The organism is Methylomonas sp. MK1, assembly GCF_000365425.1.
Taxonomy (GTDB): Bacteria; Pseudomonadota; Gammaproteobacteria; order Methylococcales; family Methylomonadaceae; genus Methylomonas.
This window is the reverse complement of sequence record NZ_AQOV01000001.1, coordinates 933,048-955,730: the sequence shown is the minus strand read 5'-3', so window position 1 is coordinate 955,730 and position 22,683 is coordinate 933,048. Positions and strand designations below refer to the sequence as shown.

General features: G+C 50.6%; 22 protein-coding genes and 1 tRNA gene. 16 read left to right on the top strand and 7 right to left on the bottom strand.

Annotation, left to right across the window (positions count from 1 at the left end; translation table 11 throughout):
• The first annotated feature begins 1 nt into the window (after position 1).
• Positions 2-1,027 (top strand): CDF family Co(II)/Ni(II) efflux transporter DmeF, encoded by a 1,026-nt coding sequence (gene dmeF, locus G006_RS0104415; RefSeq protein WP_020481956.1) that lies wholly within the window; start codon positions 2-4, stop codon positions 1,025-1,027.
• Here dmeF and G006_RS0104410 read toward each other — a convergent pair.
• Complete coding sequence (locus tag G006_RS0104410) at positions 990-1,649, bottom strand: class I SAM-dependent methyltransferase (RefSeq protein WP_020481955.1); 660 nt, start codon at positions 1,647-1,649, stop codon at positions 990-992. The two genes, dmeF and G006_RS0104410, sit on opposite strands and share 38 nt — an antisense overlap.
• Positions 1,650-1,713: 64 nt before the next feature.
• Here G006_RS0104410 and G006_RS0104405 point away from each other — a divergent pair.
• A tRNA-Asp gene (locus tag G006_RS0104405) sits at positions 1,714-1,790 on the top strand.
• A gap of 69 nt (positions 1,791-1,859) precedes the next feature.
• Here the strand turns inward: G006_RS0104405 and G006_RS0104400 are convergent.
• Positions 1,860-2,363 carry an NUDIX hydrolase gene (locus G006_RS0104400; protein WP_020481954.1) on the bottom strand — a complete coding sequence of 168 codons (504 nt, stop codon included), beginning with the start codon at positions 2,361-2,363 and terminating at the stop codon, positions 1,860-1,862.
• Between the two features lie 68 nt (positions 2,364-2,431).
• On the opposite strand from G006_RS0104400, the gene G006_RS0104395 reads away from it, so the two are divergent.
• The gene (locus tag G006_RS0104395; protein WP_020481953.1) at positions 2,432-3,061 is read left to right on the top strand and encodes a TetR/AcrR family transcriptional regulator; all 630 of its coding nucleotides are present in this window, start codon (positions 2,432-2,434) and stop codon (positions 3,059-3,061) included.
• Here G006_RS0104395 and lplT read toward each other — a convergent pair.
• The 5 genes from lplT to G006_RS0104370 all read right to left on the bottom strand — a co-directional run bounded on the left by lplT (position 3,000) and on the right by G006_RS0104370 (position 9,664).
• The gene (gene lplT, locus G006_RS0104390) at positions 3,000-4,175 is read right to left on the bottom strand and encodes a lysophospholipid transporter LplT (RefSeq protein ID WP_020481952.1); all 1,176 of its coding nucleotides are present in this window, start codon (positions 4,173-4,175) and stop codon (positions 3,000-3,002) included. The genes G006_RS0104395 and lplT overlap by 62 nt on opposite strands.
• Before the next feature lie 46 nt (positions 4,176-4,221).
• On the bottom strand, positions 4,222-6,390 hold the full coding sequence (locus G006_RS0104385) for an AMP-binding protein (RefSeq protein ID WP_020481951.1): 2,169 nt from the start codon (positions 6,388-6,390) through the stop codon (positions 4,222-4,224).
• Between the two features lie 204 nt (positions 6,391-6,594).
• Positions 6,595-7,230: a cohesin domain-containing protein gene (locus tag G006_RS0104380; protein WP_020481950.1), complete on the bottom strand. Its 636-nt coding sequence runs from the start codon at positions 7,228-7,230 to the stop codon at positions 6,595-6,597.
• A 63-nt stretch (positions 7,231-7,293) separates the two neighbouring features.
• Positions 7,294-8,763: an Ig domain-containing protein gene (locus G006_RS0104375; RefSeq protein ID WP_020481949.1), complete on the bottom strand. Its 1,470-nt coding sequence runs from the start codon at positions 8,761-8,763 to the stop codon at positions 7,294-7,296.
• 271 nt (positions 8,764-9,034) lie between these two features.
• A complete protein-coding gene (locus G006_RS0104370; protein WP_020481948.1) occupies positions 9,035-9,664 on the bottom strand; it encodes a cytochrome b/b6 domain-containing protein in 630 nt (209 codons plus the stop codon).
• Between the two features lie 135 nt (positions 9,665-9,799).
• Here G006_RS0104370 and G006_RS0104365 point away from each other — a divergent pair, with 135 nt between their 5' ends.
• From G006_RS0104365 to G006_RS0104305, 13 genes are read left to right on the top strand one after another with little or no spacing between them, the layout of a single operon-like run.
• Positions 9,800-10,465 (top strand): response regulator transcription factor, encoded by a 666-nt coding sequence (locus G006_RS0104365; RefSeq protein WP_020481947.1) that lies wholly within the window; start codon positions 9,800-9,802, stop codon positions 10,463-10,465.
• Positions 10,462-11,805: a sensor histidine kinase gene (locus G006_RS0104360; RefSeq protein WP_020481946.1), complete on the top strand. Its 1,344-nt coding sequence runs from the start codon at positions 10,462-10,464 to the stop codon at positions 11,803-11,805. Before G006_RS0104365 ends, G006_RS0104360 begins: the two co-directional genes overlap by 4 nt.
• A gap of 35 nt (positions 11,806-11,840) precedes the next feature.
• A complete protein-coding gene (gene argH, locus G006_RS0104355) occupies positions 11,841-13,232 on the top strand; it encodes an argininosuccinate lyase (protein ID WP_020481945.1) in 1,392 nt (463 codons plus the stop codon).
• A gap of 60 nt (positions 13,233-13,292) precedes the next feature.
• Positions 13,293-13,994 carry a type IV pilus assembly protein FimV gene (locus tag G006_RS0104350; protein WP_020481944.1) on the top strand — a complete coding sequence of 234 codons (702 nt, stop codon included), beginning with the start codon at positions 13,293-13,295 and terminating at the stop codon, positions 13,992-13,994.
• On the top strand, positions 13,991-15,220 hold the full coding sequence (locus G006_RS0104345) for a hypothetical protein (protein ID WP_020481943.1): 1,230 nt from the start codon (positions 13,991-13,993) through the stop codon (positions 15,218-15,220). The genes G006_RS0104350 and G006_RS0104345 overlap by 4 nt, the downstream gene beginning before the upstream one ends.
• A gap of 19 nt (positions 15,221-15,239) precedes the next feature.
• Positions 15,240-15,776 (top strand): GTP-binding protein, encoded by a 537-nt coding sequence (locus G006_RS0104340; RefSeq protein WP_020481942.1) that lies wholly within the window; start codon positions 15,240-15,242, stop codon positions 15,774-15,776.
• 5 nt (positions 15,777-15,781) lie between these two features.
• Positions 15,782-16,438: a hypothetical protein gene (locus tag G006_RS0104335; protein ID WP_020481941.1), complete on the top strand. Its 657-nt coding sequence runs from the start codon at positions 15,782-15,784 to the stop codon at positions 16,436-16,438.
• Between the two features lie 41 nt (positions 16,439-16,479).
• Complete coding sequence (locus G006_RS0104330; protein ID WP_020481940.1) at positions 16,480-16,842, top strand: roadblock/LC7 domain-containing protein; 363 nt, start codon at positions 16,480-16,482, stop codon at positions 16,840-16,842.
• 27 nt (positions 16,843-16,869) lie between these two features.
• The gene (locus G006_RS0104325) at positions 16,870-17,346 is read left to right on the top strand and encodes a PAS domain-containing protein (RefSeq protein ID WP_020481939.1); all 477 of its coding nucleotides are present in this window, start codon (positions 16,870-16,872) and stop codon (positions 17,344-17,346) included.
• A gap of 12 nt (positions 17,347-17,358) precedes the next feature.
• Positions 17,359-18,105, top strand: a complete 747-nt coding sequence (locus G006_RS0104320; RefSeq protein WP_026146835.1) for a phosphate/phosphite/phosphonate ABC transporter substrate-binding protein — start codon at positions 17,359-17,361, stop codon at positions 18,103-18,105.
• Positions 18,106-18,115: 10 nt separating this feature from the next.
• The gene (locus tag G006_RS0104315) at positions 18,116-18,715 is read left to right on the top strand and encodes a histidine phosphatase family protein (protein WP_020481937.1); all 600 of its coding nucleotides are present in this window, start codon (positions 18,116-18,118) and stop codon (positions 18,713-18,715) included.
• Between the two features lie 42 nt (positions 18,716-18,757).
• On the top strand, positions 18,758-21,556 hold the full coding sequence (locus tag G006_RS0104310; protein WP_020481936.1) for a class I adenylate cyclase: 2,799 nt from the start codon (positions 18,758-18,760) through the stop codon (positions 21,554-21,556).
• A gap of 56 nt (positions 21,557-21,612) precedes the next feature.
• Positions 21,613-22,680 carry a hypothetical protein gene (locus G006_RS0104305; RefSeq protein ID WP_026146834.1) on the top strand — a complete coding sequence of 356 codons (1,068 nt, stop codon included), beginning with the start codon at positions 21,613-21,615 and terminating at the stop codon, positions 22,678-22,680.
• Positions 22,681-22,683: the final 3 nt, after the last annotated feature.

Genomic DNA, 22,683 nt, shown 5'->3' with positions numbered 1-22,683 from the left:
GATGCATGAACATCAATTGAGTAACTGGCAACATTCGCACGATTTTGCGCGGATCAATCGCAAAGGCGAGCGGCGCACGAAATGGGTGCTGCTTTTGACGTTTGCAACGATGATTGTGGAAATCGTCGCTGGCATGCAGTTTCATTCGATGGCTCTGTTGGCGGACGGTTGGCACATGGCTACCCATGTGGTGGCATTTATGATCGCGATCTTCGCTTATCGTTACAGTCGTATCCACCAGGATGACCAAACTTTCGCGTTTAGTCCCGCCAAGGTCGGCGTGTTGGGCGGATTTGCCAGTTCGATAGCATTGGCGATGGTAGCCTTGGTGATGATTGCCGACTCGGTACAAAGGCTGCTAATGCCGGAAATCATTCGCTTTGACGAGGCGATTTTAGTAGCGCAAGTGGGTTTGTTGATCAATCTGTTAAGCGCGCTGTTATTACGGGACCATCACGGTCATCACCATGGACACGGGCATAATTCTCACCATGACCATGACCATGACCATGACCATGACCATGACCATGACGAACACGATCATGATCATGATCACAAGGACCACGGTCATCGACCCCAACATCAGGATCACAATCTAAGGGCGGCCTATCTGCATGTAATGGCCGATGCGCTAACTTCGGTATTAGCCATCGTCGCTTTGGTCGCAGGCAAGTATTACGGCTGGGTATGGCTGGACACGGTGATGGGTTTTGTTGGCGCGACAGTGATCTTGGTCTGGGCTTACGGTTTAATCAAAGAAACTAGTCCGGTGTTGCTGGACCAAACCATGAACCCTAAATATACCCTAGCAATACAAGCTGCGCTGGAGGATGACGGCGAATGCCGTGTCAGCGATCTGCATGTTTGGCCCGTTAGTGCGAATCATTATGCGGCAATCGTGGTTTTGGTCACCCAGCAGCCAAAATCGCCCAGTTATTATAAGAATCTATTGGCCAAATTCGCGCAGCTCGACCACATCACCGTGGAGGTCAATCGTTGTAATGGCGAGGATTGCGTTGCAGAATAATCGCGTCGTTGCCGATGAATTCAATTTGGCAGTGGTAATGCGCCGCTAACCAACGAAATGTTGGCCGCGAAAAAAAAGCGATGTGGGTTTGATCGTTTTTGTAATGCCATTTGGCAAAGGCTTCGGCATCGATGACCAATTTGGTCATAATGCCCAGCCAGCCGCCGGGTTTCAATAACTCAAATAGTGCGTCGAATTCGCGTTTTGGCGCACGAAAATGCTCTACCACCTCGGTGCAGACGATAAAGTCGTAGGTTTGGTGCAGGTGCTCAGGAAAGTCCGCATAGAATGGGTCGTAGACACTTATTCGATGACCTTGGGCTTTTAAGAGATTTGCGAGCGCCGGGCCGGGGCCGCAGCCGTAGTCAAGGCCTTCAGAATTGTTAGGCAATCTTTCCAGCAGAGGCTTCGCCAAGCGCGATAGAAATACAATGTAGCCCGGATCGTCGATGGCGTTTTGATGCAGATCATAAATAGCCTTTTCCTGGCTTAGTGAAATATGCTGCGAGCAATCGACATACACCAATAAGCAATTCTGGCAACGTTTGTAATCGCGTTTTGAGTCGCTGTGAAAATGACGGGTATTCGGGCTACTACAAAGTGGGCAGGATAGTGCCGGCATAATTAATTTGGGCTTTTGCTTGACGCGTAGGGGATATACTGTAAAATGCGCCGCTCTCTACTGCGGAGCGGTAGTTCAGTTGGTTAGAATACCGGCCTGTCACGCCGGGGGTCGCGGGTTCGAGCCCCGTCCGCTCCGCCACTTTCTTGTTTTACCCGCGATTTCATTTCATCGCTGAAGTGACATTCATCATGAATATCGGCATACATTTTAGTTTGCGATATTCCTAAACTGTTGCCAGATAATTTTGAATGTAAGCGTCAAGGTCGGATCATTAGCGACTACTCGCTCGTCCAAGATAACCTGATCCACCCAGCAACCTTCGTCGATTTCATCAGTCGCCAGATCAAACGGTCCGTTATGCCGGCAGCGGTAGACCTGAATAAATTCCATACCTAAATCGGTGCTAGGCTCCAGTTTGAATAAGCCTTCCAGGCTATCGACAGATACGCCCAATTCTTCCTGTAATTCACGCGGCGCGGAACAGGCATAGCTTTCGCCGGCGTCGACGTGACCTGCCGCTGAGGTATCCCATAAGCCTTTGTTCAGATCTTTTTTCATCGAGCGCTTTTGCAGAAACAACTGGCCCGCATCGTTGAAAACCAGAATATGCACGGCCCGATGACGCAGTCTGTTGGCGTGAATCACTGATCTGGGTTGTTGGGCAATAACGGCATCGTCTTTATCGACGACATCGAGAAGTTCGTTGTGCATGTAAACTATCGATTCCTGAGGCAAGGTCGTGTATGGTAGCTGTTTTTAGTGCATGCCGCAGAGAACATATGGCAAGAAGAAGCGAACATAGTCAGGAACAAATTAAGGAAATGGTGTTGGTCGCCGCAGAAACCATCGTCATAGAGGACGGATATAGCGCTCTGACGGTGCGTAAAATCGCTATGGAAATTGGCTATACGGTGGGCAGCATTTATATGGTGTTTGCCAATATGAACGATTTGCTGACCCACGTCAAAGGCCGGACACTGGACGAGTTAGCTAAACAATTGCTCCACTGTGTACCGTCCGCCAGCGTCGAGGAAAATATTCTGATCTTGGCGGAAACCTATCTAAATTTTGCCGCCCAGCATTTCAATCGCTGGCGAATGATATTCGATATCCAGAGTGAGGAACCTCAGCCTGACTGGTATCTACAAAAAGTGGAGCAGATGTTTGCCATTGTCGAGGTGTTGTTTATACAGCTTACGCCAGGTAGCTCGTCCGAGCAAAGCCGGCTGGCTGCCAGAACCTTGTGGAGCGGCGTGCATGGGATCTGTATTTTGTCGCTAACCGCCAAACCGCAAGTCAGCGATATTGAAGCATCCAAACTAAGCGTTGATTTGTTAGTGCAAACCTTTATTCAAGGTTGGAAGGCGCTTGCTCCACTTCAGGTAAATGCCAAACCACCAGAAAAGTAGCCGCCAGCAGCAGCAAACCCAGGCCGATAAGCGCGGCAATAGGTGTTACGTGTTCGGCAGCAGCCAGGGTATAGCCGCCGACCGATAATAACATTGCTACGTTCTGGAAAAAATTCTGCATCGCTACCGCGCCGCCGCTGCCTATGCTTTGTTGACCAAGATCCTGAAGTGCCGCGTTGATCGGTACGATAAACATGCCGCCGGCCATACCCATTAAAAACAACACAAAACGCGCCGGCCAAACCGCCTCGGTAAAACTCAGGGCGATGATAAAGATGCTCATAAAATAGGCCGGGATTCGGGCGCGGCGCAAATGTTCCAGCGGAATCAAGTGCGGGACCAGGACCGAACCGGCGATGATGCCGATAGCCAAAAACAGCGTCAGATTGGCTATGTCGCTAGCATTATGCGTCATCAACACCAACGGCGCCCAGGCGATGATGATGATCCGCACGCTGGCAGCGGCCGCCCAGAATAAGGACGCGCCCAGCACCGCGAACCGTGAGCGCGGCATCGCCAGAAAAGTTTTAACTTCCAAGTAGAACAGCCTGACTTTCGAGCCGGATGGTGGCGCTTTACGCAAACCAATCGGCAAGAATAGGGTGGTTGCAGCTGAAATCAAAAACAAGACTATTGTGGCAATCAAGGCCCAAGTGGTGGAATGATCGGCCAGTTTGGCGCCGACCACCATGCCGGTTAATATAGCCAGAATTGTCGAACCTTCTATCCAGCTATTGGCTTTGACCAGGCCGTTGTGGCCCGCCAGTTCCGGCAAAATGCCGTACTTGGCCGGACTATAAAGTGCTGCGCCGACACCGACCACACAATAAGCCAATAGAGGCTCGACGTGAAATAACAACAAGCCGGCACCGCAAGCCTTGATCAGATTGGCGACAATCAACACCCTCGATTTAGCATGGGTGTCGGCAAATCCGCCCACCCAGGGAGCCAAGACCACGAATGCCACCAGAAATACGCTTTGCAATGCCGGCACGTACCAGCTAACCGGATGCGCGTCCTGCATCACCATGGCGATGACAGTAAATAAAATGGCGTTGTCGGCAAATGCGGAAAGGAATTGCGCGACTAGTAGGGGATAGATGTGTTTGCTCATGGCGTTAAAGGGTAGTTAAGTTAGGCAAGACAGACGTGGGCCGCGGTCAATCAGACTCGACGTTGCCGCCTTCCACCAATCGCGCTGCTAACGCGGTAGCCCCTGGATAATCGGTTTTCCCGGTCGCCAATACCGGCAGCTTATCCAGCACAAACACTTTCTTGGGCAGATTGATGGTAGCCACACCGGTCGAGGCTTCGGCCAACTGTTTGGCGCCGGCATCGCGGCGCGTGGTCAGCAATACGAGTTGCTCGCCTTTTTTTGGATCGGGCAAACTGACGACGACATGTTGCGCATCCGGCCAGGCGTTGATGGCTAGCTGTTCGACAGCGGTCAGCGAGACCATTTCCCCGCCGATTTTTGCAAAACGTTTGCTGCGGCCGCGAATATGAATAAAGCCCTCGTCGTCGACATGCACTATATCGCCGGTATCGTACCAGCCTTCGCCATAAGCGGCCGAGCAGGGCGGTACCAATACGCCGGGATTATCCGGCAGTAAATAGCCTTTCATAATGTTCGGGCCGGCGACGTGTAATTTACCGGCATTTTCGATACCTGGCACCGGTTCCAGCTTGTGGAGCATATCCGGCATGAAACGGCCCACGCTGCCCGCTTTGTAGTCCATCGGCGTGTTTACAGAGGTTACCGGCGAGGTTTCGGTAGCGCCGTAGCCTTCCAGAATACGGATGCCGAATTTGTCTAGCCAAGTGGTACGGGTGGTTTCCTGTAATTTTTCCGCACCGGCTACCACGTAACGCAGGGAGAAAAAATCATAAGGATGGGCTTTTTTGGCATACGCGGCCAGAAAGGTGTTGGTGCCGAACATGATGGTCGCACCCACTTCATACGCCATTTCCGGTATTACCGCGTAATGCAGGGGTGAAGGGTAGAAGAAGCTGGTCATGCCGTTCAGCACCGCCATCATGGTGCCAACGCTGAATCCGAAAGAATGGAACATCGGCAAAAAGTTCAGTACCACGTCGCCTGGTCCGAAATCGATGCGCGACCTGATTTGCTTGTGATTGGCTAACATGTTGGCGTGCGATAGAACAACGCCTTTGGGTAAGCCCTCCGAGCCGGACGTAAACAGCACGACCGCTGCGTCGTCGGCGTCATAGTCGTGGCTCTTGTACCAAATTGCCGCGGTTTTAGCCTTTAACCAGCCGAGTAACTTATCCAAACTGGTTAATGATGTCGCCAGATCTTCCAGATAAACCAGTTTGACATGTTGTGCCAATAGGGCCGCTTCATCCCCGAGATGCGCCAGTTCGATGAACTTGCGCGAAGTCAACACCGTGTTGACTTGCCCGGTACAGCAGGCCGCTGCCATGCCATTTGCACCTATGGAATAATTCAACATGGCCGGTACTCGTTTATAAATCTGCAAACCCAGAACCACGTTCAGCGTCTTGCAGCTATTCGGCAGTAACACACCAACATTCTCGCCTGTTTGGGTAATTGCGCTAATCAGTTTTCCAACGATGAGACTACGGGTGATCAATGCGTCGTAGCTTAAAGGTTTACGTTCAAGATCCTCGGCAACGGTGTAGCTACCACCATACAATCTGCGAGCTTCCAGCAATGCCGAAAAGATGGTTTGTTGGTAATGGCTGGTGGCAAACATCATTTCGGTCATGATGTCGGCCAGGATGTGACCGCTATGTTTGCGGCGGGCTTTACCGGTCACATCGCCGTGCGTTTCTATCAGCGTTGGCGGTTGAATGTGAATGGCGATGCGTGGCAGCCAATGTTTGCGCAAGATTCCGCCCATTCTGGAAAAGCGGCTAAATTCGGCACCTTCAATTCGGACAGGCAATATTGTCGCCCCCGACTTGTCGGCAACCATGCCGGTGCCATCATAGATTTTCATTAAGGAACCGGTGACCGTGATGCGGCCTTCCGGAAAAATCACGGTTTTTGTGTCGCTTTGTAAATGATGAATCAACGCTTTTAATGACAGGGGATGCGTCGGGTCCATCGGAAACACTTTGGATAAACGTAAAAACGGTTTCAGCCACCAGCGTTCGGAGATTTGGGTATTGATCGCAAAGGTGATGTCGTCCGGTAAAAATACGCCGAGTAACAATGGATCGAGAAACGAGGTGTGATTGGCGACGATCAACACGCGATTGCCGGCTTTGGAATAATTATCAAGTCCGTGGACTTTCACTCGATAGACTAGCGTCAACAGCCAGCGTAAAACAATTTTTAACATAGTGTTCCTCCCGTAAGCGCATATTAGCAGACAGATTGCGATTTGCCGGGAGGCACTATAACGATAAACTAAACGCTGTTCAATTCAATTTTTTCACTGCCTCCTAAAAACGAAAAAGCCATCCCCCGCGAGATGGCTTTTGAAATTGCTACCGCTTTGTCCGTCAATGGACAAAATCGGTGCGGAAACCGGGCGAACTGCTTTCTAGCCTTTTACTGCCCGTTTTCTGCCAAACCCTAATACGCCTAACAGCCCCGGAACGAACAAGAAGGCAGAGGTAGGCAACGGAACGGCGGCTGGTGCGGTCACGTGGACAGTAGCGCCAATCGTTGTGGTGGCGGGCCCGCTACCGTCGGAGAGGAACAGTAGTTGTGCCGGAGTATATATAGGGTCGGGGATTATACTTAAGGCATTGCCTGCACTGATATTGAGTGCTTTGAATTTGACGGTGCCCAGCAAGGTGGGCGCAGTGATGTTCAATCCAGTTGTCACGCTACCTCCTGACAGCAATTCGGCAAAATGAATTTTCCCCAAAGCTGCGCCCACGCCGGGTGTGATGGTGCTTATCGAGGCGAGTGCTTCGGTATCAGCGCCAAAAATACTGCTGCTAGTCAGCGATTGCGCGAACAGATTGGTGCTGTTGTAGGTCAGGTCGAAATCAAAGCCCGCCAGATCATTAACGCTATTAATATAAATTTTGACATCAAAAAATGAGCCTTTAGCGAACGAGCGGATGTTCGTGTCGTCAGTAAATTTAAGATTAAGTGTGGCCGCTTCAGTTGTCTGGAAAAAGCCGACGAATGCCAGCGCAAGCAGTTTGGTGAGCAAGTGTTTGTTCATGGAGGATTCCTTGGATTTAAGCGCCGGGGTTATCCGCCCCGGCAAAGCTAATCAAAAAAGTGGTTAGGGCGCAGGGTTGACCACGACGCATTGCGGTAAGGTGCAGAGCGAGGCGGCCTTTCTGTAATCGATGAAATTGACGCGCAGATCACGGTTCAAATCGCGCGGATCATTGGCTGGTACGGTTTGACCATATTTCGCTCTAATAGCGTTCAAATCGTTCATGTCGATGTCGTTATCGCTATCAGTATCGCCGGGGCCTGTTACTTTGACGGTAAAGGCTTTGGACGCGCTGGTGTTATCGGCGTCGTTCGCTGAGACGGTAAACTTGAAGGTACCTACCTTGGATGGCACGCCGGATAACAGACCTGTGTCTTGCGCAAGTGTCAAACCATTCGGTAGTGCGCCGGCGCTGACGTTTACCACGTAAGGCGTGTTGCCGCCGCTAACGGTGGGTCGCTCCGGAAACAGTTCGTTGACATTGCCATTTTGTAGCGCATCGACCATTGCGAAGGGCGAGATTGCCACGAATTCCGTCATTTGCGAGCCTTGGTAGGCGCCGACGACTTCCGCAGTCGAGCAATCGAATTCATGAGCGCCGCCGTTGGCATCGGTTACTTCCACTATACCGTTGCCGTGGAGATTATCCGGTCCGACCGTATCGCACATGGCTTCGCCTTTTTCGCCGTCTATGGATGCTGCGGGTCCACCATACGCATAAAATTCGTAACGGCGGGTTACGATTTCTTCGGCGTTGTTGCCCATGCTGTCGCTACCGCCGCGCAACTCCGACTTGGCATTGCTGGCGCCATTCCGCGATTGCAGCAGATACCACTCGGATTCGACTTCGTCCGGTTCTCCGTTAGTCCAGTCCGCCAGGCCGTCGCCGTCGTGATCGTCACTGATCAAATCGGCCAATGGCAAAACCCGGGTTCGATGGGTTTTGGTTTTGATGACCTTGACCCAACTTGGTTCGCCAAATTCTTTCACCACGCGTTGTGAGACAACCGGAGCCGGTATGGTTGCCACGACTTGAGCGGGGAAGTTGGTGGTTGGCGGGGTGTAGTCGAATACAGGAGTATTCAACTGTAGAGCTGGACCAACGATCAGTTTGCCGCTGCCATCCTTGACCAGCCAGTTGTATTTGACTGCGCTATAGGGCGTGGTGCTGGTGTAGGCAAAGTGGACTCCAAAATGTTCGCAACCAACATTTTTGCTTAAGTCGTAACAATAGAGGGTGCTGCCTAGCGGGTACGGATTGGTGTACGCTCCGTCTTTTTCATAACGCACAAAAGTTTTTGGATGCGCGGGGTCGCTGAGGTCCTCCCGTACTTTGCCATAACCATAATGATTGCCTGGGTAGGTGCTGACCACGTCCTTGCTGTAGGTATCGTCCAGCTCGATTTCTATGCCGTAGACGGGGCCTCCTGTGTGATTGAGTGCATCGAAGTTGCCCAGTCCGCCCCTGATGTCGCTCGCTTCGGCAGTAGAACCGAGCGCCAACAATGGCAATAAGAATGTCATTTTTTTCATTGTGTGTTCCCTGTAGGTTTTTGGTGTGTAAACTGACCTTAACTAGCAATGAAACTTGGCGGCGAGCGAATCGACAACTTCACGATTTTAGTAGGCCGTCAATAAAGCCTGCCCGAATTTGAAGCTGTAAGTAGTTTTGCCGCAAGGCATGTAGTGAGTTGCCTAATTCGGAAAGCAGATTTCAGACTGTCAGGCAACTTAAAGTCGGGAATTTATAACAGCGGAAAATGAATTTAAAATTAAAACTGCGTCAATTATCACGTTTCTATTGTCATTCCTTTGACTTTTTTCCGGTGAGCATAGCTTTAACTAGGCTCTCTCGGTGGAATCTGCTGGAGATAATGACACCGGCTATATGCAGGGCAATCAATACCAGCATAAAGTTCGTTGCACCTTCATGAATTTCCTCCCAAAATTCTTCATCTTGGCTTTCCATCTCTGCTTTTCCATCGTCGTCGTCGTCGTCTTCCGCATGGGCAGCGCTGATCAAAGTTATCGTCGCGGGATCACCAGCCAGAGGACCGCGGCCTTCTTCTATCGCATATACTTTTAAGCCGCTGACAGTCACAACCAGCAGCGTAGAGAGCAATGCCATGACCATCCAGCCGCCCAAAGGATTGTGGCCGACATAATGTTTCGCGGAACCTGCGCGCAGTTCGCGTATATAGCGGTAAACATTCCCGGGAGAACGGACAAAATCGCTAAAGCGGGCATGGCGGCTGCCGATTATTCCCCACAGAATGCGGAAGATAATCAGACCCAAAACCGTGTAGCCGGCGTAAATATGCCAAGCGTTTTCTTCTTCGCTGGTGAAATAGGCGACAGTAAAGGCAATTACCAACGACCAGTGAAAAATACGGATAAAAATGTCCCAGACCGCTACGGTGTTTTCGTTATTCATGTTGTTTACCTCGGCATGCTTAGTTGCGGATATAGCTAGTGTAAGAAACCGAGATAAATCCAATCTTAAAAGTTCGGGGTTAAAATAGTTTTCTCCGAGTAACTCTTTGATACCAACCTTTGTTATGACTCAACTATGCGACTATTGCTGGTAGAAGATGATCCAGGCCTGTCCCGATCCTTAAAAGCCGACCTGGAAAGAGCCGGGTTTGCGGTCGATTTGGCCATGGATGGCGAAAGCGGCGAGTTTTTAGGCATGACTGAATCCTACGATATCGTCATCCTGGATTTAGGCTTGCCGAAAATGCCCGGACTAGAAGTACTGCGACGTTGGCGGCAGGCGGGCAATCATGTGCCGGTCATTGTGCTGACTGCGAGGGATGCCTGGCATGAAAAAGTCGACGGCTTTAAAGTGGGTGCTGACGACTATTTAGGCAAACCGTTTCATATCGAGGAGTTACAGGCACGCATCCAAGCCTTGTTAAAGCGCATGCACGGGATGATGCAGCCGCAACTGTGTGGTTGCGGTGTGACCTTGGACGAAGACAGACAAACGGTCAGTGTGGATGGCGCTGAGCATGCCGAGTTGACGGCAATCGAGTTTCGTTTGCTGCGCTATTTCATGCTGCATCCCGGTAAGCTGCTCACCAAAAGCCATTTACTTGAGCACGTGTACGAAAGCGATGGCGACCCCGCCAGCAACGTTATCGAAGTGTATATCAATCGGTTACGGCGTAAATTGGGTAAGGATTTGATCGCTACTCGGCGTGGGCAAGGCTATATCTTCGGTGAGAAGCCGTGATTTCATTACGCCAGCGTCTCAACCGCGGCTTGATCATTATCCTGAGTATGGTGTTTGCCGGACACTGGTTGGCAGCAGATTGGGTGATTCGCTCCGTGGCGGAAAAACAAATGCTGACCCGCTTGCAACACGATGGCGACTCGTTGCTCGATACATTGAAACGCAATGCCGAAGGCGAACTGATCTTCGATAGCTCGCATGCAGGCACCGTTTACGGTCAGGCGTATTCCGGCCACTATTTCGTGATCCAGATTGACGGAAAAGCCTATTATTCAAAATCGCTGCAAGATGGGGTTTTGCCTTTCGCCACGGAGCCTGTCAATACCGCCAGGCAATTCCATTTTCCCGATGGGCCGCATCATCAACCTTTGCTGGTCTTGAGTCGAGGTTTCGAGCGGTTTGGTCATGCAATCACGATTAGTATTGCCGAGGATTTGAGCGATATTGGTCACGATATAGATCATATCCGGCTCGCCTATCTGGTACTGACGGCCATGGTACTGCTGACTGCAATCGCCCTCCAAAGTAACGATGTGCGCAGATCGCTGAAACCGTTGCAGGCCGCGCGGGATGAATTGGCGGAGATTGCCTATGGCCGTCAGTCACAGATCCAAGCCAGAGTGCCGGCGGAAATCAAACCTTTGGTTGCGGAAGTCAATCGCTTGCTAGTGCTGGTTGAGAGGCGCTTGCATCAATCGCGCACGGCGATTGGCAATTTGGCTCACGCGTTAAAAACGCCTTTGGCGATGCTGTTTCGCTTGGCTGAAAATTCGCAACTGGATGATCATCCGGAGCTGCGCAATCAGTTGCAACAGCAAACTCAAGCGATACATGAGCGCATCGAGCGAGAATTAAAACGCGCCCGTATCTCCGGTAATCTGCAAACTGCCAGTGTGTTTAATTCGCAGCAAGAACTCACGGCCTTAGTCATGCTTTTGCAAAACGTTTATGCTGAGAAAAATCTAACGATCAAAGTAAATGCCCCCGATCAACTAATCAATTTTGATCGGGAAGACATGCTGGAACTGACCGGTAATTTGCTGGACAACGCCTGCAAATGGGCTGATAAGCAGGTCGTAGTCTCAGTTGAACATGAGGACGGCATTACCATCCGTGTCGAAGACGATGGTCCCGGTTGTTCGTTGCAGGATATGCAGCAATTAAGTAAGCGGGGTTTACGGCTGGACGAAGCAGTGCAGGGACATGGGCTAGGCTTGGCGATTGTGCGTGACATCGCCGTATTTTATGGCGGTACTCTGGAGATCATGCGTTCCAAGCAGCTAGGTGGTTTGCATGTGAGTGTGCAATTCCCAAGGTGGATAGCTGCAGCATCGGTATAATTCCCGCTTCTTTTGCATTTACCGTTTGATTGCTTATGACCACCGTTAACACCGAAAAACTTTCCAGCGCCCGTTTTGCCGAAGCCACCGATGCTTTTGTCGAAGAATTTACCGCTTCAGTCAATTTTGACCGGCGCATGGCCCGGCAAGATATTCAAGGCTCTCTGGCGCACGCGGCCATGCTGTGCAAAATAGGTATTCTGACTGAGCAGGAGCTCGCCGACATTCGCAGCGGATTGATGCAAATCGGCGGCGAGATCGAACGCGGCGAGTTCGTCTGGTCGATCAAGCAGGAAGATGTGCACATGAACATCGAAGCGCGTTTGACCGATTTGATCGGCATTGCCGGCAAAAAACTGCATACCGGCCGTTCGCGTAATGACCAGGTCGCAACTGACATTCGCTTATATTTGCGCAGCGAAATTGAAACGATATTGACGCAGTTGCAACGCCTGCAAATCGCTTTATTGGATGTGGCGGAGCGCGAGGCCGACACCATCATGCCGGGTTTTACCCATTTGCAAGTCGCGCAGCCCGTGACATTCGGCCATCATCTGATGGCGTGGTTCGAAATGCTGTGCCGGGATAAGGAGCGTCTGCAAGATTGCTGTAAACGCTTGAATGTGATGCCGTTGGGCGCCGCAGCATTGGCCGGTACCAGTTATCCTATCGACCGTTTTATGACCGCCGAACTATTGGGATTTTCCCGGCCGTCGAATAACTCCTTGGATTCGGTTAGCGACCGCGATTTTGCGATTGAGTTTGCGGCGGCCGGCAGTTTAATCATGATGCATCTGTCGCGGTTTTCCGAAGAATTGGTGTTGTGGGCCAGCGCGCAATTCAATTTTATCGACATTCCCGATGCGTTTTGCACCGGCTCCTCGATCATGCCGCAAAAGAAAAACCCCGACGTACCAGAACTGGTGCGCGGTAAATCCGGCCGGGTCACCGGGCATTTGATGTCCTTATTGATGCTGATGAAAAGCCAGCCCTTGGCGTACAACAAAGATAATCAGGAAGACAAGGAACCCTTGTTCGATACCGCCGACACCTTAATCAATTGTCTGCGGGCCTTTGCCGATATGATGCCGCGCATTCAAGCCAAACGCGAAAATATGTATAACGCGGCGAAAAGAGGCTTTGCTACCGCTACGGACTTGGCTGATTATTTGGTTCGCAAAGGTATGCCATTTCGCGATGCCCACGAAGTTGTAGGCCAAGCTGTGCGCCTGGGACTACAAACGGATCGGGATCTGTCAGAATTAGCGCTCACGGAGTTGCAGGGCTTTTCCGCCACCATTACAGCTGACGTTTTCGACATTCTTAAACTGGAAGGTTCGGTCGCTGCCCGCAATCATATCGGCGGCACCGCACCTGAGGCGGTTCGTCAGGCAATATGTGAAGCAAGACAACAAATACCCCACTAAATCCTGGAAATTGGCTTTTTAACTGCTACCCTTCGAGCATCGATTAATTCGGAGGGTGGCATGCCCCAATACTTTTCCCGACTGCTTGCTGGAACACCGCTTGACGAGTTCCCGCAAGAAACCGACTTTTGGCACGACCGGGAACTCAGCTTGTTTAGCTGCCCCAACGCCGATGCCGATCAAGCATTGACCGCCATAGTTTTCAAAATTAGTAGAAACCCGAAAGATCTGCTGGCGCATCTACGACGGATTTATATTTGTTACGACCGGCACCTGTCCGAGCAACTCTACGCGGCGCTGTTAGATTTAGTGATTATTTTGAATGGGAAAGGGGCTTCGATTAGTCGCCGTATGATACAAGCTAGTCAGGCGCGACTGTCTGTTCAGCAATGTCTGGATTTGCTCAAAACAAACGGGCAGACGCCGCCAGGTAATCGATATTCTTTGTTCAGCAAAGGTCTGTTGGGTCGCCGCGAACTGGTCATGTCTAAGCAGCAAACAGAAACCGAGCATGATTATCTGGCGCTAGCCAATGACTTTATCGAATACAGCCAGCTTGAGCAGGCCATGGATGTGTTGGAAACCGGCATCACCCTTCAGCATGATCGTCCGGATTTACAACTGGCTTTGTTAGAGCTTTATAAATCCACAAAAAACCGCGAGCGCTTTCAAATCAATCGGCAACGCTTTAGCGACTCTGCCATTGTCCTAGATGCTGAATGGCGGGAATTGGCAAATTACTTTGAAGGACAGGCATCATGAGCAAGCCGAATAAAACGCCATTTCGAATAGCTCTGCATGGCATGGATAGCCGCACCTGTAAAACCATGGAAATGTATTTGAAGGGGCCATGCCGAGGGGTTGCCGTCGTGGTTGACGATGCCGAAGCCGACATCGATATGATCGACGCGGATCACCCTAAAGCCCGGGATATTTTGGATGCCAGAAAAGCCGCCGCGCCGGGCCGCCCGATCATCTTATTGTCGTTACAAAACCTGCAACTGGATAACACTTATTTCATCAAGAAGCCGGTGAATGTCGAACAAATAACGGCGGTGCTCGACAAAATCAAGGCGGTTGCCGAAGCTTGCAAATCTGTTACCGAACGTACGAAAATTGCGCAGGTAGCACCAAAGATACCTGATGTGCCGGAACCGCCCAAAGACGAGACGCCGAAAAAAATGACTATGGATGTCTATGTCAATAAGGCTAAGGCACCAAACTCAGGTGATTCCGCTGAACACCATAAAGCCAGCAAACATCAATCGGCGATGCAGTTGAACGAAGGCGGCTTCACCGCGTTTTTGGGCACACTGAGCGATATCGATTTCGACGACGAGGTGCAGTTGTTAACAGCCTGTTACGACCCCAGGCAGTATTTTTTGGGCTACGTGATGTCGGCCTATAAAACCGCTAATTTGCAGTCGCGCGTCTTGCAACTTTGCTCGATTTGGAAACCTTTGACGATTTTTCCGGAAAACCAGGAAATCTGGGTAGATGCCGACGATAAACAAACCCGCGCATTTGCCGGGATGCCATTGGGTAAAGGCTCCGTCGGCAAAATGATTTTGACGGCAGTCGATTCTACAACCGCTATTCAGCGCGCCGAAGACAAGTTTCAAGATATGGGCGCTTTTGTCTGGAAATTGGCGATCTGGACATCCAAGGGACGCTTCCCGATAGGCCTGGATATTCAACGGCCGGTCTACTTGGAAAGATGGCCGAATTTTACCCGGCTGGTCATCACGCCGGATGCTTTGCGCATTGCCGCATTGTTGGTTCAGGCACCGAGAACGCCGCTGGAAGTCGCTGGTCTGTTACATGTCAAACCGCAGTATGTGTTTGTGTTTATTAGTGCGTGTCATGCCATAGGCATATTGAAACAGAGCGAACGTCAAGTTGATGCGGTGATTGCCGTGGAACCAACCAAGAAGCCTAAAAATGAAGGTTTATTAAGCAAAATTCTCAACAAATTGCGCGGCGCTTAGCAAACGATAAGGAATCTCGATGAGTCAATACAAAATTATTTTCACGGGCCCAGTAGGTGCCGGCAAAACGACTGCAATTAATGCCATCAGTGATGTCCCGCCGGTCAAAACCGATGCGGCCGCCAGTGATATGACAAAAAACCGTAAAGCATCCACAACGGTGGCTATGGACTACGGTGTGATGAATTTGGCGGGCGGCGAAAAAATTCACTTGTACGGCACTCCCGGCCAGGAGCGATTCGATTTCATGTGGGATATTTTAACCAACGGAGGCATCGGCTTAATTTTACTGCTGGACAACACGCGCGCGGACCCTTTTCAGGACATGCGTTTTTTCCTGGACGCATTCGGTAAGTTTATCAACGATACCAGCGTAGCGATTGGGGTGACACAAATGGATTTGAGTAGTACGCCCTCAATAGAAGACTACCATGTGCAATTGCAGGGAGTTGGCTTGAAACCGCCGGTTTTTGCGGTGGATGCCCGGGAAAAGAATGACGTCTCTTTGTTGGTACAAGCCCTGTTATATTCCCTCGATCCTGGTTTGGCGGGCTAATCACGATGGAAAGATTTGATCTGATTAATGGGCTGTATCTCTATCCCACCCCCGCTGGTGCTTATTACGCCATATCGTCGCCGGAAACCGATAAACCTCGGCGGTTTTTAATCCACTTGCTGCAACAGGAACATACTCCGGCACTCAATATCGCGCAGTTGCAAACATTGATGGAAATCGATGACGAGGACAAGGCCTTGCAATTGCTGTTGTATTGCCAAAAACTGGGCTGGGTGCAAGGCGTGGATACACCTTTGCAGGCGCCACACTCAGCGCTAGAGGAGATTTTGCCTGATTTGTTGGGAAAGATTTCCGAGAGCGGCAAAGTGCTATTGGCAGACGACCAAGGCTTTTACCTGGCTTGCAGCGGCTTTCCGCATGAAGTAGCCGAAGAACTGTCCGCACTTAGCGCGGAACTGGCGACCGTGCATAAACGCCGTTCCGGATTACTGATAAACAATATGGGCATATCCAGTCACGCCTGGGCCATAGTAGATCCTTTCGGTAACAGTCAAATCGGCTTTTGGCCGATGTTCGTCGGTAAACACCGTTTCGTATTGGCGATCACCGGCGTACCGCATTTTAACCAGGCGGAGTTTGTAACCCTGGCCTGGGCTTTAATCACCCGTTATTTAACCAAAGCCGCTGATGCTGCCAATTAAACGCATCGCCACATCACCCATTAGTTAAGAGGAATTAGATTATGAAAGCAGACATGCTGACGTCGGTTTTAACCGAGCTGAACGGTACTTCGGCGGATATAGAAGCCTCCGGTGTGATTTCCACCGACGGTTTGATGATGGCGTCGGTATTGCCAGCCGGTATGGACGAAGATCGGGTGGGCGCTATGAGTGCGGCGATGTTGTCCTTGGGCGATAGGACCGCTCAAGAATTAAATCGCGGCAATTTGGAGCAGGTGCTGATCAAAGGTGCCAGGGGCTATGTGTTAATGACCTATGCCGGCAACGAAGCCGTACTCACGGTACTCGCCAAGCCCAACGCCAAACTCGGACTAATCTTCCTTGACGTGAAGCGTGCGGCGGAGAGTATTTCCGAAATGCTGTAAACCCTAACCGGCAACCCGGAGTAAATCATGATCGTTGATATGAAACCCGAAGACATCGTTGGCGAGTACCAGGAAGCAACGCTTACCTATTGCGATGGCAAATCCAGAAAAGTGCTGTACACCGAGCTTGAAACGCCGTATCCCGATGGCAAGTTGATTGTTTCCACCACCACGCCGGATGGCATCATCAGCCACGTCAATCGCGCATTTGTGGAAATGTCGGGCTATACCGAAGCGGAGTTACTCGGCGCGCCGCATTGTATTCTCAGGCATCCGGATATGCCGGCCGCCGCGTTTAAAGACTTATGGGATACGGTACTACGTGGTGAAAAATGGCAAGGCTTTGTGAAAAACTTACGCAAGGATGGCGGTTATTATTGGGTAAAAGCGACGGTCATTCCCAATGTGCGCGCTGGTAAGGTGGTTGGCTATACCTCGGTGCGCCGCAAACCCTCGCGCAGCAAAGTCGATGAATGCATCGCACTGTATCCGACACTTATTTAATTGGGGAGCCTCATGTCTTACATGTTTACAGTTAGCCCGGATTTTGCCCCAGACCGCCTGTCGGGTTGGTATATCTTCAACACTTGGTTGCAAAAACAGAGCGCCGAAGCCATCCATTTGGAAATGTACAATCATTATCACGATCTACACCAAGCCATAGCCGAGGATAAGATCGATTTGATTTACGCCAATCCCTTCGATGCGGCCATGCTGGTCAGAGAGAAAGGTTTTTTGCCATTGGTGCGCGCCCAGGGTGAAGCCGACGAAGCGATCATTGCTGTTAACGCCGATAGCAATATCAACGACGTGGCGGATTTAAAGCCGAATACGCGTGTGGCATTCACCGACGATCCGGATGTGCGCCTGATGGGGATGATCATGTTGGAGCCCGCTGATTTGCATGCCGGCAATATCATCCCGCTGTTATCGGACAATCATGTGTTGGTGGCAAAACATCTGCTGAAAGGCGAGGCGGATGTCGGCATTATTCTCGCTGAGGCATACGACAACCTGTCCGGTATGATCAAAAAACAGCTGCGCATATTGGTGCGCAGTCAAATTAGCGTCATCTACCATTCTCTGATGATAGGTCCGAGATTGCAGAGTCGTCGCGACGACTTCCAAAAAATACTACTGGAGATGGATAAGGATGAAAAAGGTAACGGTGTGCTGAATGCTCTTGGTTTCACTGCATGGCAAAAAATCGAGGACGAAGAAATGGAGTTCATGATCGATTTGATGGACACCTTGAACACTTGATTTCATCCTAATGCATCAGTCAACCATAATCGATTTTCTGCGGCACGGCGAAGCCCGAGGCGGTTCGTGTTATCGCGGAGTCACAGACGATCCGCTTACCGAACGCGGTTGGCGGCAGATGTATAGCCAATGCGGGGAAGGGCAGTGGGACGCGGTGATCAGTTCGCCGTTGCGCCGTTGCCGTTCCTTTGCCGCCGCCTGGTGTGAACAACAGCAACTGGACTTGGTGATCGAACCGGCATGGCGTGAAATTGATTTCGGCGCTTGGGAAGGCCAAACCGCCGAGCAAATTTCCAGTCGCTGGCCCGACGCACTTGCGGAATTTTATAAAGACCCTGTGAATTTCACCCCGCCCAATGCCGAAAGCTATCAAACATTCGCCGCCCGCGTGCGGCAGGGCTGGGAAAATTTATTGACCGGCCAGGCCGGGCGGCGAGTGCTGGTGGTTACCCATGCTGGTGTGATCAGAGCAATATTCGCGGAAGCCTTCAATCTGCCGGTTACCCAAAGTTTTCATATCGATTTGCCGCACGCCTGTTTAACCCGTTTTACCAGCTTCGATGACGGTAAGGGGCGCTTCGTCCAGCTTAATTTTCACAAGCCGGGTTGATTCTTCTATACTGGCCTCACACTTGATTTAGGCGCGGCAATTTTGACCAATCGATTCCTACCCATCCATTTAGGCGCGCCGGGCGAAGAGATCAGCAAAAAAGATCTATATGCGGTTGCCCAACGATTCAAGCACTTCAATCAGTTGCGTTTGCAACATGTGCAAAGTTTTCTACAGCCGCGCCAGCAGGATTTCTTGAAGCTGCTGCCTTTACTGTTTCATCAAAACCATCCCTTGTTGCCCGGTTTCGTGTCGCTGGAAGGCCCGGCCGGTATTCCCGATTACACGCCCAACAAGCAGGCTACCGATGTTGCCAAGCAGTTTTCCAAAGGCTTTGTCTACAAGCGCAAAGCCTTAAGACACTATCCTATCCAGGCTATTTTTTTAATGGGTAGCGTCGGTAGTATGGCGTTTTCGAAAAACAGCGATATTGATATTTGGCTTTGCCATTCATCCACTTTGGCAGCCGACGAATTAAACGAATTGCGGCAAAAAGCTCAGGAAGTGGAAAAATGGGCGGCGACCTTAAAAATCGAGACGCATTTTTTTCTGGTAGATGCCACGCAGTTTTTGCGCGGCGAAAATACGCCGATCTCTAAAGAGAGTAGCGGCGAAACCCAACATTATCTGCTGTTGGAAGAGTTTTACCGCACCTCGATTTACATCGCCGGGCGGGTACCGGTCTGGTGGTTGGTGCCGCCGCAACAGGAAAAATACTATAAGCAATATGTTGCGCATTTGCTGGAGAACCGGTTTATTTCGGAAACCGACGTTGTCGATTTCGGTGGCCTAGAAGATATGCCGATGGCGGAATTCGTCAGCGCTACGCTTTGGCATATATACAAATCTTTGACGTCCCCGCATAAGTCCTTGTTGAAGCTGCTGCTGATGGAAAGTTACGCCAGTGAATTTCCCGAACCGCAGTGGCTGTGCCTGACATTAAAACAGGCGGTGTATCAAGGCGATTTCAGTGTCGAAAGCCTGGATCCATACTTGCTGATGTACCGCAAAGTGGATGCCTATCTGCGCCAGGCACAGTCCAAACGCCGGTTGAATCTGATTCGGGAATGTTTTTACATGAAAATCATGGCCGCGTCCGAAAATCTCACGGAGAACAGGGTACGTCTGCAACGTGAAGATTATCTGCACAGCGTGGCAAACCAATGGGAATGGCCGGACGATTTGTTGGACAATTTGGCCAGTCAAAAATTTTGGGATATCAAGAAAGCCAGCATTGAGCATGTGGTGATTCGCGATCAACTGCAACAGTGCCTGCGGATGATTTTAAAGTTTTCCGGTTTGCCATTGGATCAGGCGCAGCGCGAAAACCGAGACTTGAAATTGATCGGCCGGAAATTGCGGGCAACCCTGGATTTACGCCCAGACAAAATCGAAGTGCTAACCACCCGAACCACTGTCCATGCCAAACCTGATCTTTTGGTGGTTGTCGAAGTCCTTGCTGATGATGTGCCAACGCGCTGGTGTCTATATGACGACAGAATTGCGTCGCAAAAAGCCTCCCCGGAAAGCGCTATTAAATCCGGCGATAGCTTACTCGAAGTTTTATGCTGGGCGGTGGTAAACGGCTTATATAAAAAATCGCTCAATCTGCAACTGGTTACCTCCAGTCTTAAAATAGCCAGTAATGATTTATATCAACTATTTAATGAGTTGAATGCGTTTCTAAGCCGCTATTTGCCCGGCAGGGAGAACGATCTGGAGGTTTACGGCGAGCCGAATCGCGTCGCGTCGTCGTTGTTACTGATAAATCTCGGCGAAAGTTTGGCTATCGACGCGAACAATCAACAATTAGTGATGAGCGAACGCTCGGACCCTTTAAGTTACGGTGACAGCCGCCAGTGTTTCATCCAGAGCATCCAGCGCTTATCCGTATCCAATTGGGGTGAGGCCAGTTTGCAGCGCTATATAGGCATAGAGGGGGTTTTTAACTGCCTCGTCGATGTGTTTAACAACAGCGCCACGCCGTTGTCGGCCGATAGACTCCAAGTTCTATGTTACAACCCGGTGCGCGGCAAAAGCATCATCTTGCGTATCGAAGCCTTGTTCGGCAATTTGCTAAAGTTTTTTGCCTCCGGTCGGGACGGCTTGCAGCGCTATATCGTGGCAGCTGAGACCGGTTATGGCTTGTTCCAACTTAGAAACGGCAGCCTGGGTTATTATCGGCTGGACACCCAAAACCAACTGTTACATGAATTAGCCAAACCGAATCCGCAATTTTCCGCAGTATTTTTTGATGCCTACGTACTGGATCAAACCTATATTCCGTCTTTATATACGCAGAATTTGGCTGATGTGATTCAGGTTTTTTATCATGCTACCAGCAAACACGTTGGTGTTTACGTGCTTGACGAAAAAGGCGCGCTGTTTGTCCATCAGCATAGCAATGCCAACCCGGAACATGTCGTCACCCACTATTCGGTGTTTTTGGGAACCTTGCTGGCGCGCGCGCAATTGCCGGATGGCTTAAGTGTCAAATTTTATGAAATCCAGCGTAATTCAGCGGGGGTGCTGTCTTGTCACGCTGTGCCGGTCAAACTTGGCGCCAGTGTGATGGATCTGAGAGTCCGGATAGCGACCGAGGAGGGCGGTGCTATTGCGATTTACTGTAACGAACAAAAGTTTTCCGTTGCCAACGCCGACAGCTTCAAACCGATCCGCGCCCACATACTGGGCTATCGGAAAAACCACGACGACTATCCGTTTCACATCACTGAAATAGATGTGCCTTGTCGTCTGTTGGGCACAGACCGAAACGAGCAGTTACAGGCCGCCCATTTCCTAAACTACAAACAAAAAATAGAAGACAAACTAAATATTTAATATTTCAGGCCGTCAGCCGCTATTCAGCTCAAATCAATCGAGCTATGGGGGTTGCCATGATTATCCAGAATTCCGCCGTCCACCTGCAAAGCCAATATCAAGCGCAACAGATTAGCAAACGCAGCGAATCGCTGCGAGTCTGGATCGATAAGCCGGAAGATAACCCCGATAAAGTACGAAAGCACCGTCCCGAAACGGCACACGACACCATTCAAGATACCCTCGATCTCAGCAAGTCAGCGCAAACTTCTGCAACCGCAGCGCAAACCCTGGATACCGTTACATCACTTAATTCCAAAGATAATCTGTTGCTGCAAATCATTCGACGCATGGTCAAGGAGATTACCGGCCGGGATTTTGAATTATTCGCACCGGATCAACTAAAAGCGCAAGCCGATCCAGTGACTATTCAGGCGCCGCAGCAAGCACCGGCCGACTCTGCACCGGAGCGGGAAGGCTACGGGCTGGTATATCAAAAGTCCGAGTCTTATTTCGAAAGCGAAACGACCCGTTTTAGCGCCGAAGGCAGTATTACCACCAAGGATGGACAAACGCTGAGTTTTTCGGTGTCCTTGTCCATGAGCCGCAGCTTTTACACCGAATCCAATCTGAGTATCCGCGCAGGCGATGCGGTGAAAACCGATCCATTGGTCATCAATTTCGACGGCACAGCCGCGGAACTGAGCAGTAGCCGATTTCAATTCGATATCGATGCCGATGGTCGTTTGGATCAAATTGCCGGCTTGAAAGCCGGCAGCGGTATGTTGGCATTGGACAAAAACCAGGATGGCCTGATTAACGACGGTTCTGAATTGTTCGGTCCGCGCAGCGGCAACGGCTTTGCGGATTTAGCGGCTTATGACGACGATAACAATCAATTTATCGATGCCGGCGATGCTATCTACAAACAACTGCGAATTTGGCAACGGCATGATGACGGGTCTCAGCAATTATTGGCGCTGGGCGATAAAAATGTCGGCGCGATTTACTTAGGGCACTTAACTACGCCGTTTCAATTGAAAGATACGGCTAATCAAGTGCTGGGAGAAATAGCCAGTAGCGGCATCTATTTAACCGAACAAGGTAAAGCCGGCAGCGTGCAGCAACTTAATTTCCTGGCTTGAACC